14 protein-coding genes are annotated in these 15,014 nt (G+C 65.8%); 4 read left to right on the plus strand and 10 right to left on the minus strand.

Translation table 11 applies throughout. The features are described 5' to 3' along the window. The first annotated feature begins 89 nt into the window (after positions 1-89). The 4 genes from DFR24_RS11725 to gcvA all read left to right on the plus strand — a co-directional run bounded on the left by DFR24_RS11725 (position 90) and on the right by gcvA (position 4,892). Positions 90-1,736: a PAS domain-containing sensor histidine kinase gene (locus tag DFR24_RS11725; protein ID WP_162851174.1), complete on the plus strand. Its 1,647-nt coding sequence runs from the start codon at positions 90-92 to the stop codon at positions 1,734-1,736. Next, the gene (locus DFR24_RS11730; RefSeq protein ID WP_133881610.1) at positions 1,736-2,356 is read left to right on the plus strand and encodes a response regulator transcription factor; all 621 of its coding nucleotides are present in this window, start codon (positions 1,736-1,738) and stop codon (positions 2,354-2,356) included. The genes DFR24_RS11725 and DFR24_RS11730 overlap by 1 nt, the downstream gene beginning before the upstream one ends. Before the next feature lie 103 nt (positions 2,357-2,459). After that, positions 2,460-3,626 (plus strand): serine hydrolase domain-containing protein, encoded by a 1,167-nt coding sequence (locus DFR24_RS11735; RefSeq protein WP_133881611.1) that lies wholly within the window; start codon positions 2,460-2,462, stop codon positions 3,624-3,626. 273 nt (positions 3,627-3,899) lie between these two features. Beyond that, positions 3,900-4,892: a transcriptional regulator GcvA gene (gene gcvA / locus DFR24_RS11740; protein ID WP_133881612.1), complete on the plus strand. Its 993-nt coding sequence runs from the start codon at positions 3,900-3,902 to the stop codon at positions 4,890-4,892. Between the two features lie 9 nt (positions 4,893-4,901). On the opposite strand, the gene DFR24_RS11745 is transcribed toward gcvA, so the two are convergent. The 10 genes from DFR24_RS11745 to DFR24_RS11790 form a co-directional block, all read right to left on the minus strand. After that, positions 4,902-5,696, minus strand: coding sequence for an SDR family NAD(P)-dependent oxidoreductase (locus DFR24_RS11745; RefSeq protein WP_133881613.1), 795 nt, complete (start codon positions 5,694-5,696; stop codon positions 4,902-4,904). Positions 5,697-5,700: 4 nt separating this feature from the next. Continuing rightward, positions 5,701-6,552: a glutathione S-transferase C-terminal domain-containing protein gene (locus DFR24_RS11750; RefSeq protein WP_133881614.1), complete on the minus strand. Its 852-nt coding sequence runs from the start codon at positions 6,550-6,552 to the stop codon at positions 5,701-5,703. A 51-nt stretch (positions 6,553-6,603) separates the two neighbouring features. After that, positions 6,604-7,290 carry an SDR family oxidoreductase gene (locus tag DFR24_RS11755; RefSeq protein ID WP_133881615.1) on the minus strand — a complete coding sequence of 229 codons (687 nt, stop codon included), beginning with the start codon at positions 7,288-7,290 and terminating at the stop codon, positions 6,604-6,606. 22 nt (positions 7,291-7,312) lie between these two features. After that, positions 7,313-8,395, minus strand: coding sequence for an LLM class flavin-dependent oxidoreductase (locus DFR24_RS11760; RefSeq protein ID WP_133881616.1), 1,083 nt, complete (start codon positions 8,393-8,395; stop codon positions 7,313-7,315). A 185-nt stretch (positions 8,396-8,580) separates the two neighbouring features. Then, on the minus strand, positions 8,581-9,282 hold the full coding sequence (locus tag DFR24_RS11765; protein ID WP_133881617.1) for a dienelactone hydrolase family protein: 702 nt from the start codon (positions 9,280-9,282) through the stop codon (positions 8,581-8,583). Positions 9,283-9,315: 33 nt separating this feature from the next. Further along, entirely contained in the window at positions 9,316-10,467 is a 1,152-nt protein-coding gene (locus DFR24_RS11770) for an alpha-hydroxy acid oxidase (RefSeq protein WP_133881618.1), read from the minus strand. A gap of 129 nt (positions 10,468-10,596) precedes the next feature. Further along, entirely contained in the window at positions 10,597-11,430 is an 834-nt protein-coding gene (locus DFR24_RS11775) for an SDR family NAD(P)-dependent oxidoreductase (RefSeq protein WP_133881619.1), read from the minus strand. Positions 11,431-11,461: 31 nt separating this feature from the next. Beyond that, complete coding sequence (locus DFR24_RS11780; protein ID WP_133881620.1) at positions 11,462-13,003, minus strand: flavin-containing monooxygenase; 1,542 nt, start codon at positions 13,001-13,003, stop codon at positions 11,462-11,464. Positions 13,004-13,092: 89 nt separating this feature from the next. Further along, entirely contained in the window at positions 13,093-14,022 is a 930-nt protein-coding gene (locus tag DFR24_RS11785; protein WP_133881621.1) for a ferritin family protein, read from the minus strand. Between the two features lie 95 nt (positions 14,023-14,117). Then, complete coding sequence (locus DFR24_RS11790) at positions 14,118-14,945, minus strand: SDR family NAD(P)-dependent oxidoreductase (RefSeq protein ID WP_210772416.1); 828 nt, start codon at positions 14,943-14,945, stop codon at positions 14,118-14,120. Positions 14,946-15,014: the final 69 nt, after the last annotated feature.

Here is a 15,014-nt window from a genome sequence, read left to right on the forward strand (position 1 = left end):
ACTGCGGACACTTGGGGCGCGCCCTAGGCCATAACTTCGGCGGCGTTATCATCTCCCTCCACTTTCCGTACGCCCCGAATCGCGTCCCGATGGGCTTGCCCAACGCACCGCTCGACACCGCCGTCCGATCCGCGGAAACGGACCGGCTGATCTACGAGCAGGTGTTCGACAACGCGCTGGTCGGCATCTGCTTCATGCAGCAGCGCCGCTTCCTGCGCATCAACGCGCGCATGGAAGAGATGCTGGGCTACGCGCAGGGCGAGTTGCTGGGGCAGTCGGTACGGGCGGTCTACTCCCGGCAGGAAGACTTCGACGAGGTCGGCCGCATCATCGAGACCTTTCCGACGAGCAACCGTTACGTGCACGAGCGACCGCTGGTGGCCAAGGACGGCTCGCTGCTGTGGTGCCTGATCTCGGGCCGCATGATCGATCCGCAGGATCCCGAGACGACGTCGGTCTGGATCGTGCAGGACATGTCGTCGAAGAAGCAGGCCGAGGACCAGCTCGCCCGCTCCAACCAGCGGCTCGAACAGATCGTGCAGAGCCGCACGCTCAACCTGCAGAAGACCAACGCTGCGCTCAAGCTCGAAGTGGAGCGTCGCCGCGAGTCCGAGCGCGCGATGATCGAGAGTCGCGAGAAGTACCGCGTGCTGATCCGCAACATCCCGCTCGGCATCGTCATCACCGACGGCGCCGGCGAGATCGTGGAGATCAATCCCGCGATGCAGGGGTTCTTCGGCGCCAACGATCTCGACGCCTTCAACCGGATGGCGGCGCACACCAGCTGCGCGGTGCTCGGCGACGGCACCACGATGAACCTGCGGGACCTGATCCAGGCCTGCTCGCCTCCGGTGACGCGGCGTGTCGAGCACCTGACCGCTCGCTGGGCCGCTCCCGACGGCAAGCCGCGCTGGTTCGACGTGGCGGGCGTGCGCGTGCCGGTGCGCGATCTTGGCTGCGCGATCGTCTTTCTCGATCGCACCGAACAGCGCCGTGCGCGCGCACGCGAACATGCACAGCAGCAACAGCTCGCACACGCCACACGCCTTTCGATGATGGGGCAGTTCGCATCGGCGCTGGCGCACGAACTCGGCCAGCCGCTGAACGCGTGCATCAGCTACGCCGCCGGCATCGAGCACCGGCTCGGCCCCGAACTGCAGAAGCGGCCGGACGCGCAGGAGGCGCTGTCGCGCATCCAGCTCCACCTGCATCAGGCCGGCGATGTCGTGAAGAACGTGCGGGCCTTCGTCGCCAAGCACAGGCCGGAGGACGAAGAGATCGATCTGGCCGCACTGGTGCACGGCACGGTCGATCTGCTGCAGCTGCAGCTGCGCGAAGCCGCGGTCGTCGTGAAATTGCGCATCGCCGAGGACCTGCCGCGCCTGCGCGGTACACGCGTCGAGCTGCAGCAGGTTCTGGTGAACCTGCTGGCCAATGCGATCGACGCGATGCGTGGAGCCGGCACCCGCAAGCCACAGATCGAAGTCCGCGTCTCGCGGCTGCCGCGCCAGCGCGTCCGCCTCGTCGTCACCGACAACGGACCCGGCGTGCCCGAGGCGATGCGCGAGTCGGTGTTTCAGGCCTATACGACGACCAAGGCCGGTGGCCTGGGAATGGGCCTGATGATGTGCCGCACGATCGTCGAGTCGCATGGCGGTGACCTGCTGATCGATCCCAAACGCAAACGCGGTGCGGCTTTTCGCGCCACTCTGCCGGTGGAGAAGAACGAATCCTGATGTCCGATACCATCCACATTTTCCTGGTCGACGACGAGCCCGACGTCACGCGCGGGCTGTCCTGGCTGCTCGAGTCGGTCAACCTGCAGGCCGAAGCGCACCAGCAGGCGGGCTCGTTTCTCGAGAGCCTCGAGCGGCACAGCGGACCGGCCTGCGCCGTGCTCGATCTGCGCATGCCCGGACTGTCGGGCATCGAGGTCATGGAACGCATGGTGGCGCGCCGTCCCGATGTGCCGATCATCTTCCTGTCGGCGCACGGGGATGTGCCGAGCGCGGTGCGGGCGATGAAGCTCGGCGCCTTCGACTTCCTGCAGAAACCGTTCAACCCCCAGCAATTCCTGGAATGCATCAACCGCGCGCGCCTGGGCGCCGTGGAGCGGCACGCGGAATGGCTCAAGCGGCGCGACTACGATCAAAGCCTTGCGCGCCTGTCTGGACGCGAGCGCGAAGTGCTGGAACTGATGCTCGACGGCGGCAGCAGCAAGGAGATCGGACGCAAGCTCGACATCAGCCCGAAGACGGTGGATGTGCACCGCGCGAACATCCTGCGAAAGCTCGAGGTCGCGAATGCCCGCGAACTCACCAGTCGTTTTCGCGCCGCGGTGAAGAAGGATTCCTGAGCAGCGCTCCTCGTTCGGGTAGGCGCTACGACGCCCGCGGGGCGGGCATGATTCGAGACCGGCGGTACGCGGCAACAATAGAACCGAGAGAGGAGAACGAGCGATGAACCTGAACAAGACGCTGGACCAGCTGCTGACCGACGCCTGCGCGGGCAACCGAATTCCGGGCGTCGTCGCCACGGTGGCCGACGACAAGGGCGTGATCTATGAAGGCGCCGCCGGGCTGCGCGCCTGCGACAAGCCCGAGAAGATGACCGTCGACACGGTGGCCTGGTACGCGTCGATGACCAAGGCGATCACCGGTGCCGCCGCCATGCAGATGGTCGAGCGCGGCAAGCTGTCGCTCGATGCCCCCGCCGCGAAGGTCCTTCCCTCGCTGGCCAACATCCAGGTGCTGGAGGGCTTCGACGCCGCCGGCAAGCCGAAGTTGCGGCCGGCGAAGGGCACCGTGACCCTGCGCAATCTGCTGACCCACAGCTCGGGGTTCAGCTACGAAATCTGGAATCCCGTAGCGGCCCGCGAGCTGGAAAGCCGGGGCGCCGGCAACATCCTGAGCGGCACCCAGGCGACGTTCGACCGTCCGTTGATGCGGGATCCCGATACGAGCTGGGACTACTCCCCCGGCATCGACTTCGCGGGACGCATGGTCGAGGAGGCCAGCGGCCAGAAGCTCGGCGATTTCATGCGCCAGAACCTGTTCGAGCCGCTGGGAATGAAGTCGGTGACCTTCCGGCTCGGCGCGAAGCATCGCGAGAACCTGGCCGGCCTGCATGCGCGCACGCCGGACGGGACGATTGTTCCCTACCCGCTGGAGGTCGGCCAGGAATCTCCGATCGAGATGGGCGGCCACGCGCTCTACGGGACGCTGCCGGACTATCTGCGGTTCACTCGAATGGTTCTGGGGGGCGGCGCGCTGGACGGCAATCGCGTGCTCGAGGCCAAGACCGTGGCGGCGATGTCGCAGAACCAGATGGGCGCCCTGGACGTCACCAACCTGCCAGAGGCCCAGCCTTATTCGAATGCCGTCAACTGGTGGCCGGGCGTAACCTGCAAGTGGGGTCTGAGCTTCCTGATCAACACCAAGGCGACCCCCCAGGGACGGTCCGCGGGTAGCCTGATGTGGGCCGGTCTGGCCAACAGCTATTACTGGATCGACCCCGTCAAAAAAGTAACCGGCGCCGTTTCCACCCAGATTTTGCCGTTCTACGACGGCCCGGTCGTGAAGCTGTTCGAGGATCTCGAAACCGCGGTCTATCAGTCGCGGAGCTAAATCGAACGCACAAAAAAAGACGCCACCTTTCGGTGGCGTTGAGTGCGGTCCCGCATGAGGCGGGACTGGAGGAGACTTTCCGACTTACTGATTCTGTTCGCTTTTGCGGTGACGGAACCGAGTACTTCGAATCTCGAAGGCCAAGTCCGCTGGCGTTGCGGTGAGGAGCCTTTGCTTCCCGTGCCGCGCTTCGATGGGTGTACTCTACCCATCGTGTTGCATCGCAGCAATTGATTTGTTTTAGCAGGCTCGTTTAGAAAAAATAACCCGGCGATGCGTCTTCCCCCTCTCAACTCCCTGCGTGCCTTCGAGGCCGCTGCCCGCCACCGCAGCCTGCGCAAGGCGGCCGCGGAACTGCACGTCACACCCGCGGCGATCAGCCACCAGATCAAGTCCCTTGAACGGTCGCTCGAGACCTTGGTGTTCAAGCGTCTTCCCCAGCACATCGAACTGACCGCCGCCGGGGAAGCGCTGCTGCCGCGCCTGACCGAAGCCTTCGAGCAGATGTCCGAAGCCGTCGCCGCGGTACGCCGGCTCAAGCACTCCGGGCAGGTGACGGTCGCCGCCCCGCCAGCGTTGGCGTCCAAATGGCTCGCGCCGAGGCTTCATCGCTTCGCAGCGCTCTATCCGGACATCGATCTGCACATCACGGCCGAGAGCACGCTGATCGATACCGTACGCGAGGACAGCGGCGAAGGCGGCAATCTGATGGAGAACGCCGACCTCGCCATCCGGTCCGGCCACGGCGAGTACGAGGGTTACGTCGTCGACCCCCTGTTCCGCATCTATGCCACGCCGATGTGCAGCCCTCGCCTGCTCGCGGGCGCCAATCCCCTGCGCACGCCGCAGGATCTGCGGCACCACACGCTGCTGCATCACGAAACAGGCCTGGACCAGACCGATTCGGAACGGCCCAACTGGGCGGCGTGGCTCAAGGCGGCGCGCGTCGAAGGCGTGAACGCACGGCGCGGGCCGACGTTCAACCAGGTCCAGATGGCGATGGAAGCCGCCGCTGACGGCCTCGGCGTGGTGCTGGGCATTCCGGTGGTGGCGGCAGCGGATCTCGAGTCCGGCCGCCTGGTCATGCCATTCCAGCTCAGCCTGCCGATCGCGGCTTCGTACTACCTGATCCACGCCGAGAAGGCGGCCCGGGAACCCAGCGTCGCGGCGATGCGCGACTGGTTGCTGTCCGAGGCCAGCGGCGAACGCTGGGCGGACCCGCCGTCCGAACGTTCGCCCGACCTGCCGGCGCCGCACACCGACTGATGCGAGCGGCTACTCCGCGTCGAAGTCCACCGACTCGAAGCGGAACGCCATCGTGAATCCGCCGTCGATCGCGATGTCCTGCCCGGTGATGTAGGAAGAATCGTCGCTGGCGAGGAACAGCACGAGCTTCGCCACTTCCGGGGTCTGTCCGAACCGGCCCAGGGGCGCCATCTGACGGTAACGCCGCGCGAACTGCGGCTCCGGCGACCCTGGCGAGCGCCAGCGCGGGGTTTCGATCACGCCGGGACAGATCACGTTCGAGCGCACACCGCTCGGGCCGAATCGCTTGGCGAGCTTGCGGCTCAGCCCGATCGTGCCGGCCTTCGCCGCACTGTAGGCCTCACTTGCGAAGTCGATGCCCAGCCGCGCGCCGGCGATCGACGCGATGCTGACGATCGCGCCGTGCCCCGAACGGGCCAGGATCGGTGCGGCTTCGGTCGCCGCCGCCCAGTAAGCGGATAGCCCGCTCTCGAGCATCAGGTCCCAGCGCTGATCCTCGGTGTAGTCCGCGCTCGGATTGGTCATCGCGTTGTTCATCAGGATGCCCAGTCCGCCAAGCGTGGCCTCGGCGTCATGCACCATCCGGCGCACCGCGGTGCGGTTGGTGACATCGACGTGGCGGTAGTGCGCCACGCCGCCCGCCTCGCAGATCTCGCGCACGACGCGCTCGCCGTTGGCATCGTCGATGTCCGAGATCATCACGGCGGCGCCTTCGGCCGCGAGCAGTCGTGCAGAGGCTTCGCCAATGCCCGAAGCACCGCCAGAAACCAGCGCCTTTCGGCCTTCCAGCTTGCGCTGTGTCATTGACTCAAGACTCCTTGAACTTCGGCTTGGTGGGATCGAACAGCCCGCGCAGCCGGTGATCCGCTCTTGCGTCGTTGATCCTCGGCTTCTTCAGGTTCGCCTGCAGGTAGGCCTCGGCCTCCTCTCGATCCTGGCGCAGGTCCGGGTAGTACTTGTCGAAGATCCGCTTCAGGTAGGCCGCGAGATTGGGCTTGGACCGCACGTACTGGCCGATCGGGCTCGGGAACGGCGTCAGTGCGACATGCGCCAGGCCGGCATACACGTTGGCGTCGAGTGAGCACGGCCGGTCGCCGTAGAGGTACGGCTTGTCGCCGAGCAGATCTGACATCGCGTCGGTCAGCTTGCGCGCGGTGAACTCGATCTCGGCCTCGGTGTTGCGACCCGCGCCGTGCCACCAGAACTGCGTGAGCAGGTGATCACGGAAGGCTTCGACAGGCGCGCGGCGCTGCTCTTCGGGAAGCCAGGACAGGAACTTGACCCAGAGCGGATCGTAGATCGCGAAATCCTCGTCACGCCGATAGCGCGTCTGAACGACAATCCAGTACCAGCACTCGCCGATCATGCGATGCATCAGCGTCACGGCGCCGCGCTGCTCCTTGGTCAGCCAGTTGTCGAGAGGATCGCCGTACTTCTCCTCGAGGTAGTACTGGATGAGCTGCGTGTCGTCGACGCTCGTCCCATCCGTGTCGATGATCCAGGGCAGCTTGCCCTTCGGCGTCTTGGTCAGATCGCCCTTCTCCAGGATCACCGCCTTGAACGGAATCTTCGCCATTCGCAGGTAGGCGTCGGTGTACGACACGAAGGGGCTCATGTCCGAACAGCCCCACGCCGGCAGGTAGCCATACAGGGTCATCATCGCGTCTTCTCCTCATGGTCGCGGCACTGACGGCCGCTGATTGATACGGTGTTACCAGGGCAGTGACTGCCCATTGGCGTGACGGAACGTGCCCGTCGTTTCGATGCTCAATTCGTCGACCCGCGCGATCAGGCCCTTCGCCGAGACTTCCGGCTCCACCAGCATGCCGACGGTGGCCTGGTCGGTGAGCGCGGCCGTCATCCTGGTTCGCACGCTGCCCGGATGCAGCAGGATCACCGCGATGCCCCGGGGCTTCAGTTCGTGCGACAGGTTGATGCCGGCCATGTTCGCGGCGGCCTTCGAGATCCGGTAACCGTACAAGCCACCGCTGCCGTTCTCGGACAGCGAGCCGACGCGACTGGTGACGATGCCGATCTTGCCGCCCGGCCCCATTCTCGGAAGCAGGGCTTCGGTGACTCGAAGCGGTCCGAGCGTGTTGACCGCGAACTCGCGCTGGAATGCCTGGTAGTCGAACTCGCCGAGCTTGCGCTCGATGACCAGGCCCGCATTGTTGACGACGACGTCCACGCGGCGATCGCCGATCTGCCGCAGCAGCGCGTGGACGCCGGACTCCGACGTGACGTCGACGCCGCTGACCGCCTCGACACCGGCCTTGCCGCGGACGGCCGACGCATCGTCGAGACAGGCCGCGATGACGGTGTCGCCCCGAGCACCCACTTGCACGCACATCGCCGCGCCGATACCGCGGTCAGCACCCGTGACAACCCATATCGCCATGTTGTTCGCTACCTTGTTTTCGTCAGGCCGCCTTGGCCTGCGTTCCGAGTGTGCGCAGTTCGGGGATCACCTTCTTCGCGAACAGCGTCATGCTGCGCTCGGCGTCCTCGTACGGCATGCCCGCATAGCTGAAGACGCCGGTAAATGCGTCGCCGCCGGTCTTCTGGCAGGTGCTCACGATCTTCTCGTAGCACTGCTCCGGCGTTCCCCAGACGTGCAGGTTGACGAACATCTCGGCCAGGGCGTCCACACCGCCGGCGGTGCTGGCCGCTTCCTGCATCGCCTTGTAGGACTCGTATCCCTTGGTCTTGCCCAGGTGGTCGCCCACCAGTTCGTAGTGCTCGATCACCGACCGCCAATAGCCGCCAATGTATTTGCGCGCCTTCTCTTCCGCACGATCCGCGTTGTCGTCGCAGAAGGTCCATGCCGTGATCCATGGGGCGGGCGCAGGGGCCTTCTGATACTCGCGAAAGGCTGCGGAATACGCTGCGATTTCGGCGGCGTGCTCTTCCCAAGGCTTCATCGGGATCACCAGCAGTCCGACGCCCAGGCGCGCCATGATCGGCTGCGACTCCGGCGACATCGCGGCCGCGTAGCTGCGGCCGTGGAAGCCCTTCATCGGACGAGGACGGATCTCGCGCCTCACCTGCTTGATGTACTTGCCGTCGTATTCGCACCAGCCGCGCTCGAGACCTTCGAGCACCATCTCGGCCGACTCGATGAAACGCGGACGGCTTTCGTTCTGGTCGACGCCGAAGCCTTCGAACTCGACGCGGCCCAGGCCGCGACCGATGCCCAGGATCACGCGGCCGTTGCTCTGGTGCTCGAGCATCGAGACTTTCTCGGCGACCCGCATCGGATCGTTCCACGGCAGCACGACCACCATCGTGCCGAGCTGCACCTTGCGCGTGCGGCCCGCGAAGTACGCGAGATGCTGGAACACGTCCGGGCACATCGTGTAATCGGTGAAGTGATGCTCGACGCCCCACAGGGAGTCGAAACCCAATGGCTCGATCAGATCGCCCAGGCGCAGTTCATTGCGATAGATCTCGGCGTCGTCCGTGCGGCCAACGGCCTGGAAGATGGGGCAAGCTCCGACGTGCATGCGCGGTCTCCGTCCGTTGCGCGGTCTCAGGGGCCGTGCTCGAGGCCAGCCCTCCGGAAGTCGACGGAGTTTGCGCCCGTCATCAGGACCGAGGAACTAGGGGGCTCCCTCACCCCCGAGGGTAGGACGCAGGCACCCTCGATCGGGACGTCGTCGAGCCGCCGTCGGGATGAACTTCCGCCCGGTCATCCGGGCAGGTTCGTCGCCAGGAAAGCCAGGGTGCGCCCACGTGCGAGCGCGGCCGCCGTCTGGTTGTAGTTCGAGCGCGACCAGCAGTTGAAGCCGTGCTCGACGCCCTCGTAGACCTCGATCATCACGTTGTCGCGACCCGCGAACGCGTCGCGCACCGACTGGACGGAGGGCAGCGGAATGAAGCTGTCGTTCTCCGCGAAGTGCAGCAGGATCGGCGCGCGGATCTTCGGAACCTCGGACAGCACCGTCGGGATGCCGCCGCCGTAGTAGCACACCGCAGCGTCGACATCCGTTTCCGCGGCCAAGTGATACGACAGGCGTCCGCCCATGCAGTAGCCCATCGATGCAACAGGGCCTGTGCACTCGGGCAGTCCGCGCAGCAGCTTCAACGCGTCAGCGAGGTCCTGCGTGCACTGCGTGAATTTCGCGCGCCGGACCAGATCCAATCCCTTCGCGAAGCCGTCCTTGTCGTAGCCGAGCTGGATGCCCGGCTCCTCGCGCCAGAACACGTCGGGCGCCAGCACGGTGTAGCCATCCATCGCGTATTGATCGGCCACGCCCCGGATGTGTTCGTTGACGCCGAATATTTCCTGGATCAGCAGGATGCCCGGCCCGCGTCCTGTCGGCGGCAAGGAGAGATAAGCCTTGAACGTTCCGCCGTCGCCTGCCTTCACGTCGATCCACTTCGAATTCATGTTCCCGCTCCTCGTCACGTTTCAATCGCAGATTCAGGATGGCAGACGCGCGACCTTCGACGGTACGACGTCGGCGATGCGTGTGCAGCCGAGCAATGCCATGTCGCGCAGCAACTCGTCGCGCAGCAATTCCAGCGCCCGTTCGACACCGGCCTGTCCGCCCGCCGCCAGGCCGTACAGATAGGCACGTCCCACCGAGCACGCATCGGCGCCCAGTGCCAGCGCCTTCAGGATGTGCGTGCCGCGGCGCACGCCGCCGTCGACGATCAATTGCAGATCGCGCCCCACCGCGTCGCGGATCGGCTGCAGGCATTCGATCGGCGCGGCGCTGCCGTCGAGCTGGCGTCCACCGTGATTCGAGATCATCAGCGCCGTGGCGCCGGCGTCGCGTGCGAGACGCGCGTCTTCGGGTGTCGATACACCCTTGATGACGAGCGGCCCGTCCCACCACTGCCGCAGCCACTCCACGTCCTTCCAGCCCAGTGAGCGATCGAACTGCTGGTTGATGTAGTCGATCAGGCCGATGCCCTTGCCCAGTGCGTTCACGCGATGCGTGACGTTGGCGATGCTGAAATCCGGATCGCGCAGGAAGTGCCAGGCCCAGGCCGGCGACGCGGCGAAACTGGCGAGGCTCTTCAAGGTCAGGCGCGGCGGCATCACCATGCCGGTTCGACGATCGCGCTCGCGATTGCCGGCCAGCGGCGTATCCACCGTCAGGCACAGCGCGTCGTACTTGGAGGCCTTGCAGCGCTCGACGAATTCCTTCGTCAGAGCCCGATCCTTGAAGATGTAGATCTGGAACATCTTCGGGCCGCTCGTGGCGGCCGCCACGTCCTCGATGCGCGTCGTGCCCATCGCGGACAAGGCGTACAAGGTGCCGAACTTCGCCGCCGCGCGCGCCGCGCCCAATTCGCGCTCGTGATGGAACAGCTTGGACATGCCGGTCGGCGACAGGAAGAACGGCAGGTCGAGCGCGCAACCCAGCACCGAGGTGCGCAGATCGATGTTCGCCACGTCCGCGAGCACCGCCGGCCGCAACACGTAGTCGTCGAAGGCCTCGGTATTGCGGCGCAGGGTCCACTCGTCGTCGGAGCCTCCGTCGATGTAATGGAACAGCGGCGCAGGAAGACGGCGCTTGGCGGCGCTGCGCAGGTCGCGTACGTTGAAGCAACGTTGCAGGGACATCGGATCGGTTCGCGAAGAGGGCCGGGTGCCGATCAAGCGTACCGCGGTACGCGTCCCCCGTAGCCCGGACGAAGTCCGGGATGCCTCCACCTACAAGGTGACAACCCCGGACTTCGTCCGGGCTACGGGTCAGTCCTTGTCGCCCGATTCGCGATTGGCGCGTGCCTGCAGCCGCCGGCCGATGTAGTTGAAGGCCCGTCCGGTGAGTTCCGTCGTCGTAGCCGGCATCACCATGCTGGCAGCACCCCAGACATCGCCGAACGCAGGGCCGATGCGCGGACTGCGCTTCTCGACGGCCTGCACGATCCAGCCACCGGCCTGCTGCACCTTCATCTGCGGCACGTAGCGGTAGATCTCGGTCGGCGCCGTCATCGCCGTCTTCACCAGCGGATAGCTGATCACCGTCACCGCCACGCCCTTCCCGACCATCTCCATGGCCAGGCAGCGCGAGAAACCTTCGAGCGCCGACTTGCTCGCCACGTAGGCCGCGAAACGCGGCGTCGCGAACTGCACCGACAGGCTGGAGACGTTGACGATATGCCCGCGACGGCGCGCCAGCATTCCCGGAAGGAATTTCTGCGTCAGCCGAATCGCCGCAAAGTAGTTGAGCTGCATCACCCGCTGATAGTCGTGAAAGCGGTCGAACGAATCCTTCACGGCGCGCCGGATCGAGCGGCCGGCGTTGTTCACCAGCACATCCACTTCCGGATGATCGGACAGGATCATCGCGGCGCAGGCATCGACCTCGCCGTCCACCGACAGGTCCGCCGCGTAGCTCCAGGCTTCGCCGCCGACGTCGCGGATCGCGTTGCGCACGCGGTCGAGTTCCTCGGTCCGGCGCGCGACGAGGCACACGCGAGCGCCACGGGCCGCCAGTTGCAGCGCCGCCGATTCGCCGATGCCGCTCGAGGCGCCGGTGACGACGATGGTTCTGCCCGCGATGTTCTGCTGCTTGTTGCTCATCGTTCGCCTCTCGCGGGTCACGCCCGCATCGCTATGCAGCCCGCATGGTCCGGTAGTCGTTGGCTTCGAAACGCGCCATCTGGGCCCGGTACTGCGTGGCCAGGCCCGGGTACATGGTCGAGTTGAAGCCGTCCTCGGTCAGATACCAGCTCCTGCAGCCCGAGTTCCAGTTCGTGCGCAGCAGCCGCTTCTGGATTCCAGCGTTATAGGCCTTTTGCACCTCGGCGCGCACGTCCAGCACCTTGAGGTTCTCGTCGAGCAGCTTCTTGACGCCCTGCACGATGTAGTCGATCTGCGCTTCCATGTAGACCAGCGCCGAATTGTGGCCGGGGCCGGAGTTCGGGCCGAAGGTCAGGAACACGTTCGGGTAGCCGGACACGCTGACGCTCTTGTAGGCCTGTGCGCCGCGCGACCACTCCGCGTCGAGCTTGCGGCCGCCCAAGCCGGTCACCGGAAACGGCGCGCCGGACTTGGAAACGTCGAAGCCGGTGGCGAAGACGATGCAGTCGAACTGATGCTCGATGCCCTCGACGGTGCGGATGCCCTTGGGCGCGAGATTCGCGATCGGCCAGGTGACGAGCTGGCAGTTCGGCGCCTGCAGCGCGGCGTACCAGTCGTTCGAGATCAGGATGCGCTTGCAGCCCAGGCGGAATTCCGGCGTGAGCTGCCGACGCATCCAGGGATCGGGCACCTGCGAGCGCAGGTAGAGCTTCGCGAGACGTTCGAACAGGCGCGTCACCGGCGTCGTCCACACCACGCCGACGGCCATCGACTCGTGCACCCAGTACAGCAACTCCCGAAACGCGGTCTGCGCGCGCGGAATGCGCCCGAACAGTTTCTTGCTCCATTCCGGCGACGCGTAGTCGGGCCGCGGCATGACCCAGGCCGGCGTGCGCTGAAAAACCTTCACGTGCGCCGCCTGTTTCACCAGCTCGGGCACGATCTGGATGGCGCTGGCACCGGTTCCGACGACGGCCACGCGCTTGCCGGTGAAGTCGTACGAATGATCCCAGCGCGCGCTGTGGATCTTGTGGCCCTCGTAGGTCTCCAGGCCGGAGATCTTCGGCCAGCTCGAATTCGACAACGGGCCCTGCGCCATCACGACGCTGCGCGCGCGGTGCGTCTGACCGTTGTCGGTGCGCACGCTCCACCGCCCCGAAGCCTCGTCGAAGTCCATCGAGACGACGTTCTGCCCGAAGCGCACCAGCGGCGCGAGGTCGAAGCGCTGCACGAGCTGATGCACGTAACCGAGGATTTCGCGGCTGCCGGAGAATCCGCGCGACCACTCGGGATTCTGGGCGAAGGAATAGGAATACAGATTCGACGGGATGTCGCAGGCGGCGCCAGGATACTGGTTGTCGCGCCAGGTTCCGCCCACTTCGCTACCGCGCTCGAGGATCGCGATGTTCTTCACGCCCGCCTGCTGCAGGCGGATCGCGGTTCCAAGACCGGCGAAGCCGGCGCCGACGATCAGCACGTCGACGGTCGTCATCTCGGCGACCGGTTCCGGCGTCGCCGGAACGGCGGCCACCTTCTTCTTGCGCTTCAGCGTGGGGATTCGAAAGTCGTTCATGAGAACCTCGTCAGCCGTAGCCCGGACGAAGTCCGGGGTTGTCGCTCGGGGAAAGGGGAATCCCGGACTTCGTCCGGGCTACGACGGCCTCAGGCCGCCGGTTTCCAGGTCAATTGCTTGACCCACGTCGGCACCGCCGGCAACGCGCTCGCCGGAATCCGCGCCGTGAGCTTGACCAGCGCATCCACCGGCACGTGATAAGCCCAGTTGGCGCGGTCGATCACCCAGCGCCCCTGTCGGGAAATGAGCTGGAACCACGGGTTGCGGCGCCCGCCCGGCGTGCCACCGACACGCTCGTACTTGCGGATCGCCTCGTAGAGCTTCTCTTCCTTGAGCCCCAGCTTCACCAGGTTGTCGCGCATCTTGTTGAGCAGCGGCAGGTAGGACGCGATGCCGATCATCAGGCGCGGATCGAGCAACTTCGCGACGAACTCCAGCCCCTGCCGATACAACGGCCCGTGCCCGAGCATCTCCAGCACGTGGAAGTCCACGCCCAGGTGGCGCGCCTCATCCGCGTTGATCTTCTCGAACGCCGCGTGGCAGACCGGATCATCGACCGTGTCGAGCAGGAACTTGCACAGCGCGCCGTCGAGCGTGATCTCCAGCATCGGGATCACCGAGCCGAGCACCGACAGCGGCATCTGGTCGGAATACGTGTCGAGCCACTCGACGACCAGCCGGATGTTGATGTTGGGCTCAGGCAGCGTGTCGGCGTCGTCGAGCATGCCCCAGCGCTTCATCAGCGCCATCTCGGCGTTGGCGTGCTTCTGCTCTTCGGCGTGGAAGTAGCGGTAGATCTCGCGCAGTTCCTCGGTCGGCGCCTTCTTGGCCATCGCGGCGAAACCGCGTGCGCCGACATGCTCGATCCACATCAGATCGGCCATGAAGGCCTTGAGCTTGGGATACAGCTCGGCGTTCTCGGTGACCAGCTCGCGCCCGGGCGCATCCCAGTCGATGTCCGCGAGTGCCCACTGGCTGTCCTTGATCTTGGCCAGCATCTTCGTCAGGTCGAGTTGCATTGGAGTTCTCCTCGGAAGCGTTCAACGCAAAGGTCGCAAAGGAAAGCGCTCGACAGAGGTTCTTTGCGACCTCTGCGCCTCTGCGTTTAATTGTTTTAGCTTTTGGCGGCGAGCAGCCGGTTCAGCACGCCGGCGCCACGCGCGTACAGCGACGGCGCGAGCCGCTTCATGCGCCAGATCGTGCGGGCGTCGAGCTGCGGCAGGACGTAGAGCTGGTTGCGGTCGAGCGCATCGAGCGTGAGCCTCGCGACGCCCTCGGCTTCGATGCCGGTCCACTTCATGATCTTGTCCGCGAAGCCGGTGGCGCTGCCGGCGATACGGCCGTCGCGCACGATGTTGGTCTTCACGAATGTCGGGCACAGCGCCGTGATGTGCAGGCCGCTGCCCTGGAATTCCGCGGCCATCGTCTCGGTCAGCGCCAGCACGGCGGACTTGCTGACGTTGTACGGACCCATCGTCGGCGCCGCCGCGAAGCTCGCGGTGGAACCCACGTTGATGATTCCGCCGCGCCGCTGCGCGCGCAGCCTGGGCGTGAACACGTGGCAGCCGTGGATGACGCCCCAGAGATTGACGCCCAGCACCCACTTCCAGTCGTCCATCGTGGTGTCGCCCACGCGCGAACCACCGGCGCCGACGCCGGCGTTGTTGATCACGACGTCGATCGGGGACTCGAGCCAGCGCTCGGCCTCGATAGCCAGCGCCTCGACCTGCGCGAGATCGGAGACGTCGGTCTGCACGGCCGTTGCCGCTCCGCCGTCGGCCTCGATCAGCGCGACGGTCTCCCGCGCCGAGGCGAGGTTGATGTCCGAGCACACGACGCGTCCGCCGCGGCGCGCGAGTTCCAGGGCGAAGGCGCGGCCGATGCCGCTGCCGGCACCCGTGACGACGGCCCCGGCATTCGAGGTGAGTTTCTGCTTGGCCACGACGTCTCCTTTCGTTGACCCGATGGAAGAACGCCCCGCGCCGGCCATGCGGCGCGGGGCGTGTGCAGG

The organism is Panacagrimonas perspica (assembly GCF_004364935.1).
In the GTDB taxonomy this organism is placed as follows: domain Bacteria; phylum Pseudomonadota; class Gammaproteobacteria; order Nevskiales; family Nevskiaceae; genus Panacagrimonas; species Panacagrimonas perspica.